Consider the following 16,809-nt stretch of genomic DNA (forward strand, 5'->3'; position numbering starts at 1 on the left):
GTTTGCCTACTCTGTGGCCAATCGAATCGGAATCGGAGTCCGCATGTCAGGTCCCTTGGCGTCCCTCAAAGTACTGGATTTCTCCACCTTGCTGCCGGGGCCGTTCGCCTCGTTGCTGCTGGCCGACATGGGCGCCGAGGTGTTGCGCATCGAATCCCCCACACGGATGGACCTGCTGCGAGTACTGCCGCCCCATGACCAGGGCGTGTCGGCCAGCCATGCCTATCTGAACCGCAACAAACGCAGCCTGGCCCTGGACCTCAAACAGGCCGAGGCGGTGGCGATCGTGCGGCAACTGGTGGCGGACTACGACATCGTCCTCGAGCAGTTCCGCCCCGGGGTCATGGAGCGCCTGGGCCTGGGTTACGAGGCGTTGAAGGCGATCAACCCAAAGCTGATCTACGTCTCCATCACCGGTTACGGCCAGACCGGCCCCTACAAGGATCGCGCCGGCCATGACATCAATTATCTGGCCCTGGCAGGCATTGCCAGCTACACCGGGCGCCAGGACAGCGGGCCGTTGCCCTTGGGTGTGCAGTTGGCGGATGTGGGGGGCGGCTCGTTGCACGCGGTGATCGGTTTGCTGGCGGCGGTGATTGCCCGGCAGCACAGTGGGGTGGGGCAGTACCTGGACGTGAGCATGACCGACTGCGCCTTCAGCCTGAATGCCATGGCCGGCGCGGGTTACCTGGCGTGCGGCGTGGAGCCTGGGTGGGAGAACCAGGTGCTTAATGGCGGCAGCTTCTATGACTATTACCGCTCGCGGGAAGGACGCTGGTTGTCGGTGGGCAGTCTGGAGCCGGCGTTTATGCAGCAGTTGTGTACGGCCCTTGGCCGCCCTGAATTGGCGGCAATGGGCCTATCGCCCAAACCCGAGCAGCAGAAAGCCCTCAAGCTGGCGCTGCAGGTCGAGTTCGAGAAACGTAGCTTTGATGAGCTGTGTGAGCTGTTTGCCGGGATTGATGCGTGTGTCGAGCCGGTGCTGAATCTGAGCGAGGCCGTTGAACACCCGCAGTTGAAAGCCCGGGAGCTGGTCAGCCAGGTGCCGCGGGGCGATGGTTCCAGCCAGGCGCAAATGGCCTGCCCGCTGAAGTTTTCCGAGGGCTTGCCGGCGGCCAGGCACATAGGCGCGGCGGTGGGCGCTCACAGCGATGAGGTGTTGGCGGAGTTGGGCTTCAGTGCTCAGCAGATAGATGATTTGCGGCGTGCCAAGGTGATTCAGTAGCGCCTGGGCCGGCCCCTTCGCGAGCAAGCCCGCTCCCACATTCAACCGAGTTCCATCGTTGGAATGCGATCAAATGTGGGAGCGGGCTTGCTCGCGAAGAGGGCCATACAAGCACCACAAACCTCACTCGACGCGGGTTTCCCCGGTAAACACCAAAGTCTGCCGGCACCTGCGGCACAAATACCGCCGCCCCTGGCCCACCAACCCGTGACGCTGGGGCGAAAACGGGAAGTCACTGTCGGCACACGGACAGCGGTAGATATACCGCGTGACGCGCCGCCGCTGGATTTCATAGGTGTGGCAGCGGTCCGGCGGCAGTTCGTAAACCCCACGCATGATCAACTGCCATTCCTCGCCATGGGGCTGGATGCGCTCGCCGAACAATTGGTGGGCAATCAGGTGCGCCACTTCATGGGCGACTGTCTGTTTAAGGAAGTGTTGGCTGTTTTCACGGTAGAGCTGCGGGTTGAAGCGCAGCAGGTTCTCGTGCAAATGCGCGACACCGGCCTTCTGGCCCCGCAGCTTGAGGCTGACCTGAGGGCGTTTGAAGCTTCGTTTGAAAAAGGATTCGGCTTGCAGGAAACAATCTTCGACGCGGGTATTGAGTTGCTCGGGCATGCTGTACATATCTCCAGAGATGTCCAGTATGCCGCAAACAAGGGTGTATCCGAATCTGTCAGGCGCCGAATGGTCATGCATAACGCACAAAGCCACCTTGCGGTGGCTTTTCCTGCGGGTAAACCGCGTCAGTTGGTGTAGATCGGGCCTACGCCCAGCCCCCAGACGATCACGGTAAAGGCCATGATCGCCACCAGCACCACCAGGCCTACCGCCAGTACCGAGCTGGAAAACAGGAAGCCCTCGTCCGGGTGGATGTTCATGAAGGTCGGCAGCCCCACGTACAGCAGATACACCGTGTAGCAAATGGCCGCCGTGCCCACCACCATGCCCAGCCACATATGCGGGTACAGCGCCGCCAGCCCGCCGATAAACAGCGGTGTCGCGGTGTAGGTGGCAAACGCCACGCAGCGCGCCATGCTGGGGTTGGCGTCATAGGTGCGGGCCATCCAGTGAATGAACGCGCCCATCACCGCCACGCCGCCGAGCATCGCCGCGTAGGACATGAGGGTCATCCACAACGCGCTTTCCACCGTCAGCATCACCGGGGCGCGGCTGCCGATGACCCAACCCACCTGAGTGGTACCGATAAAGGCTGAGACAGCGGGGATGGCCGCTAGAATCAGCGTGTGGGTGAGGTACATGTGGCCGATGCTTTCTTCTTTATCGCCACGAATTTCCCGCCATTCCTGATCGGGGTGGGTGAAAAGTCCCACGACGTGATGGATCATGCCAGTCACTCCTGTCGTTATTACCATCGCCCCCCAGCGGAGCGCCCACGGGCCAATTGGCCTGAAAGGTCTGGATATATGTGCGACCTTATGTCGCAGTATAGGAAGTGATGACCGGAAAAAGTGTGGGGCTTTAGAGCAAATTGCGCTGTAAACATTGGGCTTAATCGCGGCGGGGTCTGTTGATTGGAATGCGGTCAACTGTGGGAGCGGGCTTGCTCGCGAATGCGGTCTGTCAGCTAAACACCTGGCGAATGACACTTCGCGTTCGCGAGCAAGCCCGCTCCCACATTGGAACTCGGTCGTCCATCCCGGTAAAATACCCGGCTTTTCGTCACACACCTTTCGCGGATCCAAGCGCCATGGGCACTCTTACGGTCAACCAGAACAAACTGCAAAAACGCCTGCGTCGCCTGGCCGGCGAGGCAGTCGCCGATTTCAATATGATCGAAGAGGGCGACAAGGTCATGGTCTGCCTGTCCGGCGGCAAGGACAGCTACACCATGCTCGACGTGCTGATGCACCTGCAAAAGGTCGCGCCGATCAAGTTCGACATCGTTGCCGTGAACATGGACCAGAAGCAGCCGGGTTTTCCCGAGCATGTGCTGCCGGCCTACCTCAAGGAATTGGGGATCGAGTACCACATCGTCGAGAAAGACACCTATTCGGTGGTCAAGGAGCTGGTCCCGGAAGGCAAGACCACCTGCTCGCTGTGCTCGCGCCTGCGCCGTGGCACGCTCTATACGTTTGCCGACGAAATCGGCGCGACCAAGATGGCCCTCGGTCATCACCGCGATGACATCGTCGAAACCTTCTTCCTCAACATGTTCTTCAACGGCAGCCTCAAGGCCATGCCGCCCAAGCTGCGGGCCGATGACGGGCGCAACGTGGTGATCCGCCCACTGGCGTACTGCCATGAGAAGGACATCCAGGCCTACTCCGACCTCAAGCAATTCCCGATCATCCCGTGCAACCTCTGCGGCTCCCAGGAAAACCTGCAGCGCCAGGTGGTCAAGGACATGCTCCAGGATTGGGACCGCAAGACCCCGGGCCGCGTCGACAGCATCTTCCGCAGCTTGCAGAACGTGCAGCCGTCGCAGTTGGCTGACCGTAACCTGTTCGACTTCACCAGCCTGCGTATCGACGAAAGTGCGGCGTCGCGCTTCGTCAACGTAGTGAACCTCTGAGTGTTTTCACCGCTCTGACAGACGGCGCTCCTGGGCGCCGTTTTCATTTCAATCCTTAGGAGAGGGCATGCGCGATTACAAGTGGCTGCACGAATATTGTCTGAACCGGTTTGGTTCGGCGGCCGAGCTGGAAGCCCACCTGCCTGTGCCCCTGACCCCGGCGAAACTGCGCAAGATCAGCGATGACCGCTACCTGTCGACCTTGTCGCTGCGGGTGTTTCGCGCCGGCCTGAAGCACAGCGTGGTGGACGCCAAGTGGCCGGCCTTCGAGCAGGTGTTCTTTGGGTTTGACCCGGAAAAAGTCGTACTCATGGGCGCCGAGCACCTGGAGCGGCTGATGCAGGACACGCGCATCATCCGTCACCTGGGCAAGCTCAAGAGCGTGCCGCGCAATGCGCAGATGATTCTGGATGTCGAGAAGGAAAAAGGCAGCTTCGGCGGGTTTATTGCCGACTGGCCGGTGACCGATATCGTCGGCCTGTGGAAGTACCTGAGCAAGCACGGCCACCAGTTGGGCGGGCTGTCGGCGCCGCGCTTTTTGCGGATGGTGGGCAAGGACACGTTCGTGCCGAGCTATGACGTGGTGGCGGCGCTGAATGCGCAGAAGATCGTCGACAAGGTGCCCACCAGCCTGCGGGACCTGGCCACGGTGCAGGGCGCATTCAACCAGTGGCATGCCGAGAGCGGGCGGCCGATGTGCCAGTTGTCGATGATGCTGGCTTACACCGTGAATCATTGATACCGGGTTGATGCCATCGCAGGCAAGCCAGCTCCCACACTTGGAATGCATTCCTCTGTGGGAGCTGGCTTGCCTGCGATAGCGGCAGGTCAGGCACTACAAAAGCATCAGGCAGGCAATCCTTCCCCCGCCAACCGCCGATTCAGCTGATGCCGGTACCGTACATACATCAACGCCGTGCAGAACACCGCCAGGCTCGCCAGCATCTCGAGCACACCAAACCACTGCCGGTTCGGGTCATAGGCCGCCAGCGCGCCCTTGATGAAATACAGGTTCACCACAAAGCACATCCATGAATGCCCGCGCGCGCTGCCCAGGATCATCCCCGGCGCCAGCAACAGCAGCGGCACCAACTCGATCAGCAGAATCACCCACGGCCGCGCGCCATGCAGATCGGCGAACGCCAGGTAGTAGGCACACAGCAGCCCCACCAATCCCAGGAACGCCAGCAGGCTCAACGCCCGCATCGCCTTGACCCGTGGCTCCAGCCAGGCCTGGGGCGGCAGTACCTTAGGCTTCCTGGCCACGGCCGTTCTCCAGTAGCGCAGCGGTCTTCGCCAGGCGCAGGCCGAGGGCGCGGCACAGGGCGATCTCGTGTTGATCCAGTGCGCGCTTGCCGTCGGCACCGGAATGGTGGCTGGCGCCATAAGGCGTACCGCCGCCCTTGGTGTCGAGCAGCGCCTGTTCACTGTAGGGCAGTCCGGTGATCAGCATGCCGTGGTGCAGCAGCGGCAGCAGCATCGACATCAGCGTGGTCTCCTGGCCGCCGTGCAGGCTGGCGGTGGAGGTGAACACACCCGCCGGCTTGCCGACCAGGGCGCCGGTCAGCCACAGGTTGCTGGTGCCGTCGAGAAAGTACTTGAGCGGCGCGGCCATGTTGCCGAAACGGGTCGGGCTGCCCAGCGCCAGGCCTGCGCAGTTCTTCAGGTCGTCGAGGCTGCAGTACAGCGGGCCGTCGACCGGAATGTCCGGCGCCACGGCCTCGCATTCACTGGAGATGGCCGGCACGGTGCGCAGCCGCGCCTCAAGCCCGGCTTGCTCGATGCCCCGGGCAATCTGCCGGGCCATTTCGCTGACTGAACCGTTGCGGCTGTAATACAACACCAGCACATATGGCGCACTCACGAAACCAGCTCCAGGATGTTCTCCGGTGGGCGGCCGATCACGGCCTTGTCGGCGGTGGCGAGGATCGGGCGCTCCATCAGTTTCGGATGAGCGGCGATGGCAGCGATCAACTGTGCTTCGCTGAGGCTGGTGTCACCCAGGTTGAGGGTTTTATATTCGTCCTCGCCGGTACGCAGCAGTTGCCGCGCGCTGATGTTCAGCTTGCCCAGCAGGGCCTGCAATTGCGCGGCGTCGAGCGGGGTTTCCAGGTAGCGCACCACCGTCGGTGTGAGGCCACGGGCTTCCAGCAGTTCGAGCGCACCGCGGGATTTCGAGCAGCGCGGGTTGTGATAAAGCGTCAGATCGGTCATGTGCGGGTCGCATCTTGCGTAAGGTGGCGGGTATTCTACCCGCGCTGCGCCGCGTCCTTAAACCATGAGAGGCGATAGGCCGCAGCCAACGTTCATTTTTACGAAGGATTACCCCATGACGAGGCGACTGTTAGGCGCATTGGCAATCATCGGCACACTGCTGCTCAGCGGCTGTGGCAATGATTATGGCGTTGACCAATATGGTCAGAAAGTGGCCGCCGAACGCCTGGACAAGCAATGGCTGGTGGTTAACTACTGGGCCGAATGGTGTGGCCCTTGCCGTACCGAAATCCCGGAACTCAACGCCTTGGCCGAACAGCTCAAGGGCCAGTCGGTGGGGGTGTTCGGGGTGAATTTCGACAACGTCCAGGGTGAAGAGCTCAAGAGCGCCAGCGAGAAGCTGGGCATCAAGTTCACCGTACTGGCGCAGAACCCGGACGGGATCTTCGACATTCCCCGCAGTGAAGCCTTGCCGGTGACCTACATCATCGATGACAAGGGCAAGGTGCGTGAGCAACTGATGGGTGAGCAGACGGCGGAAGGGGTGTTGGCCAAGCTCAAGGCGTTGCGCGGATAAAAAATGTGGGAGCGGGCTTGCTCGCGAATGCGGTGTGACAGTCACCGGATACATCGACTGATCCACCGCTTTCGCGAGCAAGCCCGCTCCCACATTTAAACCTGCTGCGCCTTACAGATCAGCCTTCTTCCAGCCACAACCGCAACGGCTTGCCATCCGCCGGCCAGAAGCGGGTCTGTTCGATCGGCGAAATGTCCCAGCGCTGCACGCCCTGCAGGGCCTGGAAGAAGCGGTGCTCCTGCTCCATCAGCGCTTCGGCGCAGAGTTTGCGGGTGCTGCCGACCTTGCCGAAGCTCAGCTTGTCGCCGTCCAGGGTGTAGGGCGCAAACCAATGGTTGCAGCCACCATTGCCATAGGCCCGGCCATCGGCGCCGAGGGTCACGGTCAGGTGGGCGTAATCCATCAGCGGCCGCTCACCGATCCATTCCACCACGTAGCTGTGATCCTGCTTGAGCTTGACCTCGTCGCTGGCGCAGCCCGCAAGGCCTGCACCCAGCACGGCCAGCATCAGCAGGGCTTTCATTGCGCGGCCTGCTGGCATTTCGGGCAGCGGTGCTTGTCACCCAGGGTGGCCCAGCCCAACTCGGTAACCCGTGCAGTGGCGGCCGGTTGCAGCGGTTCCTTGGTCAGCTTGGTTTCCACTGCGAATTCAAACTCCAGCACGTTGTCGCAGCTGTCGCAGTTGACCTTCCAGGTGTGAATCTCCAGTTCGCCGAATTTCGGCCCCTGGGCCATGGCGACCCACTGGCCCGCCGGGCGGATGGAGTAGCGCGCATCGCCTTCGACGGTCAGGCGCATCGACAGGGTTTTGCTGCCGCGCAGGGTGACGATCAGAACGTCGCCGTTCTTGATCGAGCCACCGTTGCCGGTGACTTGATAACGGCCCGGCACCAGGGCGCGGCATTCGATCAGGGTGTGTTGCGGGCTCAGCAAGCTGAAGCGGAAATCGTGTTCGGCCATGGATCCTCCAAATAGGCGCGGCATCCTATCATGCGCCGCTACCCATCATGGCGCGGCTATGTGACCGCTGATCATCCTTCGACGAGGTTTTGCGCCTGCCCGCCAGCCCACGCCGCGATGTTGGCCAGGGTGGTGCCGGCAATCGCCCCCAGCGCCTCGCGGGTCAGGAAGGCCTGGTGCGCGGTGATGATCACATTGGGGAAGGTCAGCAGGCGCGCCAATACGTCGTCTTGCAGGGGCAGGTCCGAGCGGTCTTCGAAAAACAGCTGGGCCTCTTCTTCATACACATCCAGCCCCAGATAGCCGAGCTGGCCATCCTTGAGTGCGTCGATCAGCGCCGGGGTGTCCACCAGGCCGCCGCGCCCGGTGTTGATGAGCATCGCGCCGGGCTGCATATGGGCGAGGCTTTGGGCGTTGATCAGGTGTTTGCTGTCCGCCGTCAGCGGGCAATGCAGGCTGATGATCTGCGATTCGCCCAGCAACTGCGGCAGGCTCACATACCGGGCGCCGAGGGCTTCGATCTGCGGGCTGGGATAGGGATCGTACGCCAGCAACTGGCAGCCGAACCCGGCCATGATCTTGGCGAATGTGGCGCCGATCTGCCCGGTGCCGACCACGCCGACGGTCTTGCCCACCAGGTCGAACCCGGTCAGGCCGTGCAGGCTGAAGTCACCGTCGCGGGTACGGTTGTAGGCGCGGTGCAGGCGGCGATTGAGGGCCAGGATCAACGCGACCGCATGTTCGGCCACCGCATGGGGCGAGTAGGCCGGCACCCGCACGATGGTCAGGCCCAGGCGCTTGGCGGCGGGCAGGTCGACATGGTTGTAACCGGCGGAACGCAGGGCGATCAGGCGGGTGCCGCCGCTGGCCAACTGCTCCAGCACCGGAGCGCTGAGGTCATCGTTGATAAAGGCGCAGACCACTTCGTGGTGTTCGGCCAGGGCCACGGTGTCGAGGTTCAGCCGGGCCGGCTGGAATTGCAGCTGCATGCCTTCGGGCAGCGGTTGGGCGAGAAAGCTGTCGCGGTCGTAGGTCTGGCTGCTGAAGAGGATGATGCGCATCAAATATTCCTTCTTGATGATGGAAAGCTGATTTTGTGGCGAGGGGGCTTGTCTGTGGTGAGTGAGCTTGCTGTGGTGAGGAAGCTTACTGTGGCGAGGGAGCTTGCTCCCGCTGGAGTGCGAAGCGCTCCCAGGATTTTGGGGCCGCTGCGCAGCCCAGCGGGAGCAAGCTCCCTCGCCACAGCAAGCCTCCCTGTCCACATTGCCCCGAAAGTTTACGCGCTGACCCGCGCCTCGCTGGCCAGCCGGGCAATCGCCATGTCCAGTTCATCCAGGGCCGGCATGGCCTTGGCGTCGTCCTGCTTGAGCAGGGTCTCGGCCCGTTGGCAGGCCGCACGCAGTTGCGGCACGCCGCAATACCGGGTGGCGCCGTGCAGGCGGTGCACCCGTTCGATCAGTGCGTTGCGGTCATTGGCGTCACGGGCGACGCGAATCGCTTCACGGTCCGCTTCCAGCGAGGCCAGCAGCATCGCGAGCATGTCTGCCGCCAGATCCGCCTTGCCGGCCGCCAGGCGCAAACCTTCTTCATGGTCCAGCACCGGCAATTGCGTGGCATGCCCGAAACTTTCGGTGCCACGGTCCGGGCCCTGGTTGCGCAGGGCCAGCCCGGTCCATTTCAACACCACCTGGGCCAGTTGCCGTTCGCTGATGGGTTTGGTCAGGTAATCATCCATGCCGCTTTGCAGCAGGGCGCGTTTTTCGTTGGCCATCGCATGGGCCGTCAGCGCGACGATGGGCAGCGGTGTGCCATGGCGTTCGCTTTCCCACGTGCGGATTGCCTCGGTGCTCTGGCGACCGTCCATCCCCGGCATCTGCACGTCCATCAGCACCAGGTCGAAGGCTTCCTGCTTCACTGCCTCGATGGCCGAGTAACCGCTTTCCACCGCCTGGACCTTGGCGCCCATGTCTTCCAGCAGGGTTTGCACCAGCAGCAGGTTGGCCGGGTTGTCGTCGACACACAGCACCCGCGGCGCGCGGCTGGACAGGGGCTCGCCGGGTTCGCTGCGCAGCGGGCGCGGGCTGATCAGGTCGGCCAGGGCGCGACGCAGTTTGCGGGTGCACGCGGGCTTGGCCTGCAACTGGCTGTTGGGGTTGGGCACCGAGGGGTTGAACAGCAGCTGTTCGGTGGTCGGGCACAACACCAGTACCTTGCAGCCCAGGTGTTCGAGGTCCCACAGGTGCTGGTTCAAACGCTCCGGCGGAATGTCATTGGCGGTGATGCCCAGCACGGCCAGGTCAATCGCCTGTTCGGTCTGGTGGGCGCTGGTGATGCCGTTGGTCAGGCTTTCCAGGCTGTTGAACGGGGTGACTTCCAGGCCGCAGTCTTCCAGCTGATGTTGCAGGGCCTGGCGCGCCAGCTCGTGGTTTTCCAGCACCGCGACGCGCCGGCCCAGCAGCGGCGCGGAGGGCAGGTCTTCGATATCGTCACGGGTTTTCGGCAGGTTCAGGCTGATCCAGAATTCCGAGCCTTCTCCCGGCGTGCTGTCGACGCCGATCTCACCGCCCATCTGTTCGATCAGGCGCTTGGAAATCACCAGGCCAAGGCCGGTCCCGCCGGGTTGGCGTGACAGCGAATTGTCCGCCTGGCTGAACGCCTGGAACAGCGCCCGCACATCCTGGTTCGACAGGCCGATGCCGGTGTCCTGCACGCTGATGCGCAGTTGTACGCTGTCTTCCTGTTCGTCTTCAATCATGGCGCGGGCAACGATGGTGCCTTCGCGGGTGAACTTGATCGCGTTGCTCACCAGGTTCGTGAGGATCTGCTTGAGCCGCAGCGGGTCACCCACCAAGGCGAGCGGCGTGTCGCGGTAGACCAGGCTCACCAGCTCCAGCTGTTTGGCGTGGGCGGCCGGGGCGAGGATGGTCAGGGTGTCTTGCAGCAAGTCCCGCAGGTTGAACGGGATGCTGTCGAGCACCAGCTTGCCGGCCTCGATTTTCGAGAAGTCGAGGATTTCGTTGATGATGCCCAGCAGGTTATCGGCGGATTTTTCGATGGTGCCCAGGTAATCCAGCTGGCGCGGTGACAGTTCGCTTTTCTGCAACAAATGGGTGAAACCAAGGATGCCGTTCAACGGCGTGCGGATCTCATGGCTCATGTTGGCCAGAAACTCCGACTTGATGCGGCTGGCTTCCAGGGCTTCCTTGCGGGCCAGGTCCAACTCGATGTTCTGGATCTCGATGGTTTCGAGGTTTTGCCGCACGTCTTCGGTGGCCTGGTCGATGCTGTGTTGCAATTCTTCCTGGGCGTTTTGCAGGGTCTCGGCCATGCGGTTGATGCCCGAGGCCAGGTGATCCAGCTCCTGGCTGCCCAGGGGTGGCAAGCGGGTTTCGAGATTGCCGTCCTTGAGTTGCGCGACGGCCTGTTTGATCAGGCCGATCGGTGAGTTGATCGTACGGCTGATGCGCAAGGCGAGGGCCGCCGTGCAGATCAGGCCGATGGCGATCAGCAGCAGGCTCGCGAACAGGCTGCGGTAGCCACGCAGCAACATGCCGTTGTGGGACAGTTCCAGCTCGACCCAGCCGAGCAGGCGGTCGGATTCATCCGGGATCAGTTCACCGGCGAGGTTGCGATGGCGGCCGAACACCGGCAGCAGATAACGGGTGGCGTCATTGCCGGTGCGCTGCAACAGGTGCGAACTGTTGCCGATGGGCGGCTGGTTGAGCATGGTCGGCCCGGCGTGGGCCAGGGGCGTGCGGTCGGGCCCGAGGAACGATACGGCGCGCACATCGGTTTGTTCCAGGGACTGGGTGGCGATGCGTTCCAGCAGGTCGGTGTTCCTGGTGCCGAGGGCCGGGGCCACCAGCGGCGCCAGTTGCTCGGCGATCATCTCGCCGCGTTGCAGCAACTGCGACTGCAACTCCGAAAGCTGCATCCAGGTGAAGTACCCGCCCAGCAGCAACGCCATCAGGCTGGTAGGCAATAAGGTCAGCAACAGTACGCGGCCTTTTATCCCCATTCTTTTAAGCACGCCACTCTCCTGCTACCACACTGTTGTCGAATTCCACGCAGGCATCCGGCCCGCGCCACCTGCGCAGTGTAGCCATTTGCGCGGCGGGGAATCTTGCAAAATTAATGACCTGAGGCAAACCTTGGGCCGTCGGACGCCCGGCGGCGGTTGCTCATGGGGGGGGCAATCTTGAATAATCAGTCATTGAGAATGACTTGCAGACGCTAATGAATCCCGCAGCACTTGGCTTACCCAGTATCCTGGCGATTGAAGACGATCCTGTGCTTGGCGCCTATGTCCATGAGCAATTGGGCCTCTGTGGCTTCCAGGTGACCTGGTGCCAGAATGGCCAGCAGGGCCTGCAAATGGCCCGCGATCAGCGCTTCGACGTGGTGTTGATGGACATCCTGCTGCCGGGCATGGACGGGTTGTCGGTGCTCACGCATTTGCGCCAGAGCCATTCGATGCCGGTGATCCTGATGTCGGCCCTGGGGGCCGAAGCTGATCGCATCAGCGGTTTTCGCCTGGGGGCCGACGATTACCTGCCCAAGCCGTTCAGCATGGCCGAGTTGCGGGTGCGCATCGAAGCGATCCTGCGCCGGGTCGCCCTGGACCGGCGGCCTTTGCCGGCCCTGGCGGCGGTGCGCGGCGATGCCCGCAGCCTGCGTTTCGATGACGAGCTGTGTGATGTGTTTCACCGGGAGCAGTGGGCCGGCCTGACCCGCAGCGAATATCGCCTGTTGGAAACCCTGCACCGCAACGCCGAAGAAGTCCTCAGCAAAGCCTTCCTCTACCAGCATGTGTTCCAGCGCGGCTATGCGCCCCATGACCGCAGCCTGGACATGCACATCAGCCAGATTCGTCGCAAGCTCAAGGCTGTCGGCTACAGCGAGCGGGAAGTGCGCACGGTGTGGGGCAAGGGCTATGTGTTGAGCGGTCACGATGACGGGCTTTAAAGCCGCGTTCAAACGGCTGCCGGGCAAGCATTCGTTATTCTGGAAACTGGCCTGCCTGCTGATCGCATTCTGCTTGCTGATGATCTGGCTTAGTTGGTCATGGGGCCGGTATATGGAAGAGCAGAATGCCTTTCTGTCCAGCGAGGCCCGCGCCACCCTGAGCGGTTATGCCGCTGGCGCGGAACTGGCCTGGAACAAGGGCGGCAACGCCGGTGTGGACGAATGGTTGCACACCCTGGGCCAGCGCGAGCGCACCTGGGTGGGGGTCATCGGCAACGACCTGCAATCCCTGAGCAGCTACCCACTGACGGACAAGGAGAGCCAGCGCCTGACCTTCCTGCGCGGCCTGGACTGGCCCGTCAGCCGGCATGCCAAGGGCCTGCCGTGGTTGAAAATCCCGTTCCCGCTCGACCCGGGTGCGGGCTCCCTGGTGATCGAATTGCCGCGGCGTTTCATGCCCGGGCAAAACCAGCTGTTCTGGCGGATCGTCACCAATGGCGTGATTCCCGGCCTGTTCACCCTGCTGCTGTGCATCGGCCTCTACCGGCTGTTGATCATGCCCCTCAACCACCTGCGAGAGCAGGCCAACGCCTGGCGTGCCGACCAACTGGGCACCCGGCTTTCCCGCGACACCACCAGCCGCCAGGATGAACTGGGGGAGTTGGGCCGCGCGTTTGACCAGATGTCTGAGCGCCTGCAAGGCACCGTGGCCCTGCAACAGCAGCTGCTGCGGGATTTGTCCCATGAGTTGCGCACGCCGTTGAGCCGCCTGCGCGTGGCCAGTGACAGCGAGCAGGACCTGACCCAACTGCGCGAGCGCCTGGGGAGGGAGATCGACGGCATGCAGCGCCTGGTGGAGGACACTCTGCAACTGGCCTGGCTCGACACCGAACGCGCGCCGTTGCCCAAGGAAGACATCCAGGTGCAGGCGCTGTGGGACATGCTCCGGGAAAACGCCTGTTTTGAAAGTGGCTGGCCGGCTTCACGCTTGCAGTGCGAGCTGGGGGCCGACTGCTGGGTGCGCGGTCATCTGAACCTGCTGGCCCAGGCATTGGAGAACATCCTGCGCAATGCCATCCGGCACTCTGCGCAAGACGGAACGGTGCAATTGGGCGGGCAGCGTGAGGGGGATCACTGGCACTTGTGGCTGGAAGACCAGGGCGGCGGGATCGATGAGGTGGAGTTGGAGCGAATCTTTGCGCCATTCACCCGGCTGGACGGTTCAAGGCCCGGCGACGGCGGCTTTGGCCTGGGCTTGAGCATTGCGCGCAACGCTGTGCAGCGTCAGGACGGCAGCCTGTGGGCGGAAAATACCGGCCAGGGTTTACGTGTGCACATGCGCTTGCTGGCGCGCTAACGGTTACAACCTGCGCTGTTTGCGTTTTTTCCACTGTCGGGCCACCCACCAGCGCCAATAGCCCATGGTCAGGCAATAACCCAGCACCGCCATCACCAGCCCCAGTACTACCGAGCCCAGCAGGAACGGTTGCCACAGCGTCGACAACTGCCCGCTGATCCATTCCCAGGTCAGCTCGTCGGGCATGCTGCGGGGTGGCACATTCATCAGCCAGGCCCCGGTCATGTAGGTGCAGAAAAACACCGGCGGCATGGTAATCGGGTTGGTCAGCCAGACCAGGCTCACGGCAATCGGCATGTTGCCGCGCACGCTGATGGCGAGGACCGCTGCCAGCAGCATCTGCAAGGGAATGGGGATGAATGCCGCGAACAGGCCAACGGCCATGGCCCGCGCGACCGAGTGCCGATTGAGGTGCCAGAGATTCGGGTCATGCAGCAACTTGCCGAGAAAGCGTAAGGACTTGTGTTCCCGAATGCTGGTCGGATCGGGCATGTACCGTTTGAATAAGCGCCGTGGCATAAGGGGTCCAGGTCAGTTCGAGGGGCAAGTATGCCCGCATTCCACGAACGTGAAATTCAGACTTTGTGACAAATAATAATAGGCCACACCGCTAGCCCGGCTAAGACTCAATGGGTCGCTTTCAAGGAAAGATCCATGAGAACAGGGATGTTCGCACTCGCGCTGGGGCTGCTCGCCTTGCGTTTTTTACCCGCGTTGCCGTCCGGCGGCTGGCTGTTGTTGATGCCGGTGCTGGCCCTGATGCTGTTGCCTTTTCGTACCTATCCGCTGGGGTTTTTCCTGCTTGGCCTGGGCTGGGCATGCCTCAGCGCGCAGTGGGCGCTGGATGATCGGTTGGCCCCGCATCTGGATGGCCAGACCCGCTGGGTGGAAGGGCGTGTCAGCGGGTTACCGCAGCAGATGGGCGACGGTGTGCGCTTCGAACTGACCGACAGCCGGTCACGCAAGGACCTGCTTCCCAAGCGCATTCGCGTGTCCTGGCGCGGCGGTCCACCGGTTAAGAGCGGTGAGCGCTGGCGACTGGCGGTGACTCTCAAGCGTCCTTCCGGATTGCTCAATGCCGATGGCTTTGACTATGAAGCCTGGCTGCTGGCCCAGCGGATTGGCGCCACCGGCTCGGTCAAGGACGGCCAACTGCTGGCACCGGCACGACATGCCTGGCGCGACGGGATTCGCCAGCGGCTCCTGGCAGTGGATGCCCAGGGGCGAGAGGCGGGCCTGGCGGCGCTGGTGCTCGGCGATGGTTCCGGGTTGGCCGCCGAGGATTGGCGGGTCCTGCAAGCCACTGGCACCGTGCATTTACTGGTGATATCCGGGCAGCACATCGGCCTGCTGGCGGGGTTGATCTATGGCCTGGTCGCCGGTCTTGCGCGCTACGGGGGTTGGCCGAAACCTTTGCCGTGGCTGCCCTGGGCCTGCGGCCTGGCGTTTGCTGCAGCGCTGGGCTACGGCCTGCTGGCAGGTTTCGAGGTGCCGGTGCAACGGGCCTGTGTGATGGTGGGCCTGGTATTGCTGTGGCGTCTGCGGTTTCGTCACCTGGGAATCTGGTGGCCGCTGTTGCTGGCGCTGGACGCGGTGCTGATCCTCGAACCGTTGGCCAGCCTGCAGCCGGGGTTCTGGCTGTCTTTTGCGGCTGTTGCGGTGCTGATTTTGGCGTTCAGTGGCCGATTGGGCCCCTGGCCCTTGTGGCAAGCCTGGACCCGCGCCCAATGGATGATTGCCATCGGCCTGTTTCCGCTGCTGCTGGTGCTCGGCCTGCCTATCAGCCTGAGCGGGCCGCTGGCCAACCTGGTTGCGGTGCCGTGGATCAGCCTGGTGGTGCTGCCCCTGGCCTTGCTGGGTACGGTGTTATTGCCGCTGCCTTATATAGGAGAGGGGTTGTTATGGCTGGCGGGCGGCACACTGGACGGGCTGTTCAAGGCCTTGGCGCTGCTGGCGCAGTACTTGCCGGCCTGGATACCGGCGCAAGTGCCCATTGGCTATTGGCTGGTGAGCCTGCTGGGGGCGGTGCTGTTATTGCTGCCCAAGGGCGTCCCGTTTCGGCTGCTGGGCTGGCCGATGTTGCTGCTGGCGGTGTTTCCGCCGCGGGAGTCGATACCTCATGGGCTGGTCGAGGTGGTGCAACTGGACGTCGGCCAGGGGTTGGCGATCATCCTGCGTACCCGCAACCATGTACTGCTGTATGACGCCGGGCCGCGCTCCGGTGAGTTCGATCTAGGCGCGCGTGTCGTATTGCCTGCGTTGCGCAAGCTGGGGGTCGCAGAGCTGGACGTGATGCTGCTCAGTCATGCCGATGCCGATCATGCCGGCGGCGCGTTGGCCGTCGCCCAAGGGTTGCCGGTCAAGCGTGTGGTGGGCGGTGAGACGGCACGGCTGCCGGCCTCGCTCGGTACCCAGGCGTGTGTCAGCGGCGAGCAGTGGGAGTGGGATGGCGTGAGGTTCGAGCTATGGCAATGGCCTGATGCGACGGACGGTAACCAGATGTCCTGCGTGTTGCGGGTGCAGGCCAATGGCGAGCGCTTGTTGCTGACCGGGGATATTGACCATGACGCCGAGCGGGCATTGCTGGCCACTCCCATGGGCGCTCCTGTCGATTGGCTGCAAGCGCCGCACCACGGCAGCCGCAGCTCGTCGTCATGGGCCTTTCTACAGCGCCTGGCACCCAAGGCCGTGTTGATTTCCCGGGGGCGCAGCAATGCGTTTGGCCACCCGCATCCACAGGTGCTGGAGCGTTACCAGGCCATGGGCAGCGTGATTTATGACAGTGCCGAGCAAGGCGCACTCCGCCTGCAACTGGGCACCTTCCAGCCGCCGCTGGCCGCGCGCAGCCAGCGGCGTTTCTGGCGCGAGCGTCCACCGCAAAACAGCGTTACCAAAGAGCGGCCCCTGCGACAGGATGCTCTGGGGCAGGCCAGCCCTTCCACCGGACCCTTATGGTAAAGTGGCGCACTTTTTCG

The 16,809-nt window shown here is 62.9% G+C and carries 17 protein-coding genes; 7 read left to right on the forward strand and 10 right to left on the reverse strand.

The features are described from left to right. Positions 1-43 precede the first annotated feature (43 nt). Positions 44-1,225 carry a CaiB/BaiF CoA-transferase family protein gene (locus HX814_RS04150; protein ID WP_177008425.1) on the forward strand — a complete coding sequence of 394 codons (1,182 nt, stop codon included), beginning with the start codon at positions 44-46 and terminating at the stop codon, positions 1,223-1,225. A gap of 123 nt (positions 1,226-1,348) precedes the next feature. Here HX814_RS04150 and HX814_RS04155 read toward each other — a convergent pair whose 3' ends face one another. Both HX814_RS04155 and HX814_RS04160 read right to left on the reverse strand, forming a co-directional pair. Further along, a complete protein-coding gene (locus HX814_RS04155) occupies positions 1,349-1,843 on the reverse strand; it encodes a SprT family zinc-dependent metalloprotease (protein WP_004371405.1) in 495 nt (164 codons plus the stop codon). A 128-nt stretch (positions 1,844-1,971) separates the two neighbouring features. Further along, entirely contained in the window at positions 1,972-2,574 is a 603-nt protein-coding gene (locus tag HX814_RS04160; RefSeq protein WP_004371402.1) for a Yip1 family protein, read from the reverse strand. Between the two features lie 362 nt (positions 2,575-2,936). On the opposite strand from HX814_RS04160, the gene ttcA reads away from it, so the two are divergent. After that, a complete protein-coding gene (gene ttcA, locus HX814_RS04165; RefSeq protein ID WP_008435321.1) occupies positions 2,937-3,761 on the forward strand; it encodes a tRNA 2-thiocytidine(32) synthetase TtcA in 825 nt (274 codons plus the stop codon). A 67-nt stretch (positions 3,762-3,828) separates the two neighbouring features. After that, entirely contained in the window at positions 3,829-4,500 is a 672-nt protein-coding gene (locus tag HX814_RS04170) for a DNA-3-methyladenine glycosylase I (RefSeq protein ID WP_177008424.1), read from the forward strand. 107 nt (positions 4,501-4,607) lie between these two features. Here the strand turns inward: HX814_RS04170 and HX814_RS04175 are convergent, their stop codons facing one another. From HX814_RS04175 to arsC, 3 genes are read right to left on the reverse strand one after another with little or no spacing between them, the layout of a single operon-like run. After that, positions 4,608-5,027, reverse strand: coding sequence for a DUF2069 domain-containing protein (locus HX814_RS04175; protein WP_102604978.1), 420 nt, complete (start codon positions 5,025-5,027; stop codon positions 4,608-4,610). After that, on the reverse strand, positions 5,011-5,625 hold the full coding sequence (gene wrbA / locus HX814_RS04180) for an NAD(P)H:quinone oxidoreductase (RefSeq protein ID WP_004371390.1): 615 nt from the start codon (positions 5,623-5,625) through the stop codon (positions 5,011-5,013). Before wrbA ends, HX814_RS04175 begins: the two co-directional genes overlap by 17 nt. After that, a complete protein-coding gene (gene arsC / locus HX814_RS04185; RefSeq protein WP_008435325.1) occupies positions 5,622-5,975 on the reverse strand; it encodes an arsenate reductase (glutaredoxin) in 354 nt (117 codons plus the stop codon). The genes wrbA and arsC overlap by 4 nt, the downstream gene beginning before the upstream one ends. Positions 5,976-6,090: 115 nt before the next feature. Between arsC and HX814_RS04190 the strand changes: the two genes are divergently transcribed. Beyond that, positions 6,091-6,552: a TlpA disulfide reductase family protein gene (locus HX814_RS04190; RefSeq protein WP_004371382.1), complete on the forward strand. Its 462-nt coding sequence runs from the start codon at positions 6,091-6,093 to the stop codon at positions 6,550-6,552. A gap of 118 nt (positions 6,553-6,670) precedes the next feature. Here HX814_RS04190 and HX814_RS04195 read toward each other — a convergent pair whose 3' ends face one another. The 4 genes from HX814_RS04195 to HX814_RS04210 all read right to left on the reverse strand — a co-directional run bounded on the left by HX814_RS04195 (position 6,671) and on the right by HX814_RS04210 (position 11,542). Beyond that, positions 6,671-7,075: an META domain-containing protein gene (locus tag HX814_RS04195; RefSeq protein ID WP_004371380.1), complete on the reverse strand. Its 405-nt coding sequence runs from the start codon at positions 7,073-7,075 to the stop codon at positions 6,671-6,673. Beyond that, on the reverse strand, positions 7,072-7,512 hold the full coding sequence (locus HX814_RS04200; RefSeq protein WP_004371378.1) for a hypothetical protein: 441 nt from the start codon (positions 7,510-7,512) through the stop codon (positions 7,072-7,074). The genes HX814_RS04195 and HX814_RS04200 overlap by 4 nt, the downstream gene beginning before the upstream one ends. A 71-nt stretch (positions 7,513-7,583) precedes the next feature. Beyond that, positions 7,584-8,573, reverse strand: a complete 990-nt coding sequence (locus tag HX814_RS04205) for a 2-hydroxyacid dehydrogenase (protein ID WP_177008423.1) — start codon at positions 8,571-8,573, stop codon at positions 7,584-7,586. 215 nt (positions 8,574-8,788) lie between these two features. Further along, positions 8,789-11,542, reverse strand: a complete 2,754-nt coding sequence (locus HX814_RS04210) for a response regulator (protein ID WP_008434994.1) — start codon at positions 11,540-11,542, stop codon at positions 8,789-8,791. Between the two features lie 206 nt (positions 11,543-11,748). On the opposite strand from HX814_RS04210, the gene HX814_RS04215 reads away from it, so the two are divergent. Together HX814_RS04215 and HX814_RS04220 are read left to right on the forward strand one after the other, a co-directional pair. After that, the gene (locus HX814_RS04215) at positions 11,749-12,477 is read left to right on the forward strand and encodes a response regulator transcription factor (protein WP_004371371.1); all 729 of its coding nucleotides are present in this window, start codon (positions 11,749-11,751) and stop codon (positions 12,475-12,477) included. Continuing rightward, positions 12,464-13,834, forward strand: coding sequence for a sensor histidine kinase (locus HX814_RS04220; RefSeq protein WP_004371369.1), 1,371 nt, complete (start codon positions 12,464-12,466; stop codon positions 13,832-13,834). The genes HX814_RS04215 and HX814_RS04220 overlap by 14 nt, the downstream gene beginning before the upstream one ends. A gap of 3 nt (positions 13,835-13,837) precedes the next feature. Here HX814_RS04220 and HX814_RS04225 read toward each other — a convergent pair whose 3' ends face one another. Then, positions 13,838-14,353, reverse strand: coding sequence for a DUF2062 domain-containing protein (locus HX814_RS04225; protein ID WP_004371367.1), 516 nt, complete (start codon positions 14,351-14,353; stop codon positions 13,838-13,840). 147 nt (positions 14,354-14,500) lie between these two features. Between HX814_RS04225 and HX814_RS04230 the strand changes: the two genes are divergently transcribed. Further along, positions 14,501-16,792 carry a DNA internalization-related competence protein ComEC/Rec2 gene (locus HX814_RS04230; RefSeq protein WP_177008483.1) on the forward strand — a complete coding sequence of 764 codons (2,292 nt, stop codon included), beginning with the start codon at positions 14,501-14,503 and terminating at the stop codon, positions 16,790-16,792. Positions 16,793-16,809 lie beyond the last annotated feature (17 nt).

The sequence above is a fragment of the Pseudomonas sp. C8002 genome (genome assembly GCF_013385765.1).
Lineage (GTDB): Bacteria > Pseudomonadota > Gammaproteobacteria > Pseudomonadales > Pseudomonadaceae > Aquipseudomonas.

Coding starts and splice junctions, on each gene's coding strand:
- HX814_RS04150 (WP_177008425.1), top strand. CDS start 44: ATGTCAGGTCCCTTGGCGTCCCTCAAAGTACTGGATTTCTCCACCTTG.
- HX814_RS04155 (WP_004371405.1), bottom strand. CDS start 1,843: ATGCCCGAGCAACTCAATACCCGCGTCGAAGATTGTTTCCTGCAAGCC.
- HX814_RS04160 (WP_004371402.1), bottom strand. CDS start 2,574: ATGATCCATCACGTCGTGGGACTTTTCACCCACCCCGATCAGGAATGG.
- ttcA (WP_008435321.1), top strand. CDS start 2,937: ATGGGCACTCTTACGGTCAACCAGAACAAACTGCAAAAACGCCTGCGT.
- HX814_RS04170 (WP_177008424.1), top strand. CDS start 3,829: ATGCGCGATTACAAGTGGCTGCACGAATATTGTCTGAACCGGTTTGGT.
- arsC (WP_008435325.1), bottom strand. CDS start 5,975: ATGACCGATCTGACGCTTTATCACAACCCGCGCTGCTCGAAATCCCGC.
- HX814_RS04190 (WP_004371382.1), top strand. CDS start 6,091: ATGACGAGGCGACTGTTAGGCGCATTGGCAATCATCGGCACACTGCTG.
- HX814_RS04195 (WP_004371380.1), bottom strand. CDS start 7,075: ATGAAAGCCCTGCTGATGCTGGCCGTGCTGGGTGCAGGCCTTGCGGGC.
- HX814_RS04200 (WP_004371378.1), bottom strand. CDS start 7,512: ATGGCCGAACACGATTTCCGCTTCAGCTTGCTGAGCCCGCAACACACC.
- HX814_RS04205 (WP_177008423.1), bottom strand. CDS start 8,573: ATGCGCATCATCCTCTTCAGCAGCCAGACCTACGACCGCGACAGCTTT.
- HX814_RS04215 (WP_004371371.1), top strand. CDS start 11,749: ATGAATCCCGCAGCACTTGGCTTACCCAGTATCCTGGCGATTGAAGAC.
- HX814_RS04220 (WP_004371369.1), top strand. CDS start 12,464: ATGACGGGCTTTAAAGCCGCGTTCAAACGGCTGCCGGGCAAGCATTCG.
- HX814_RS04225 (WP_004371367.1), bottom strand. CDS start 14,353: ATGCCACGGCGCTTATTCAAACGGTACATGCCCGATCCGACCAGCATT.
- HX814_RS04230 (WP_177008483.1), top strand. CDS start 14,501: ATGTTCGCACTCGCGCTGGGGCTGCTCGCCTTGCGTTTTTTACCCGCG.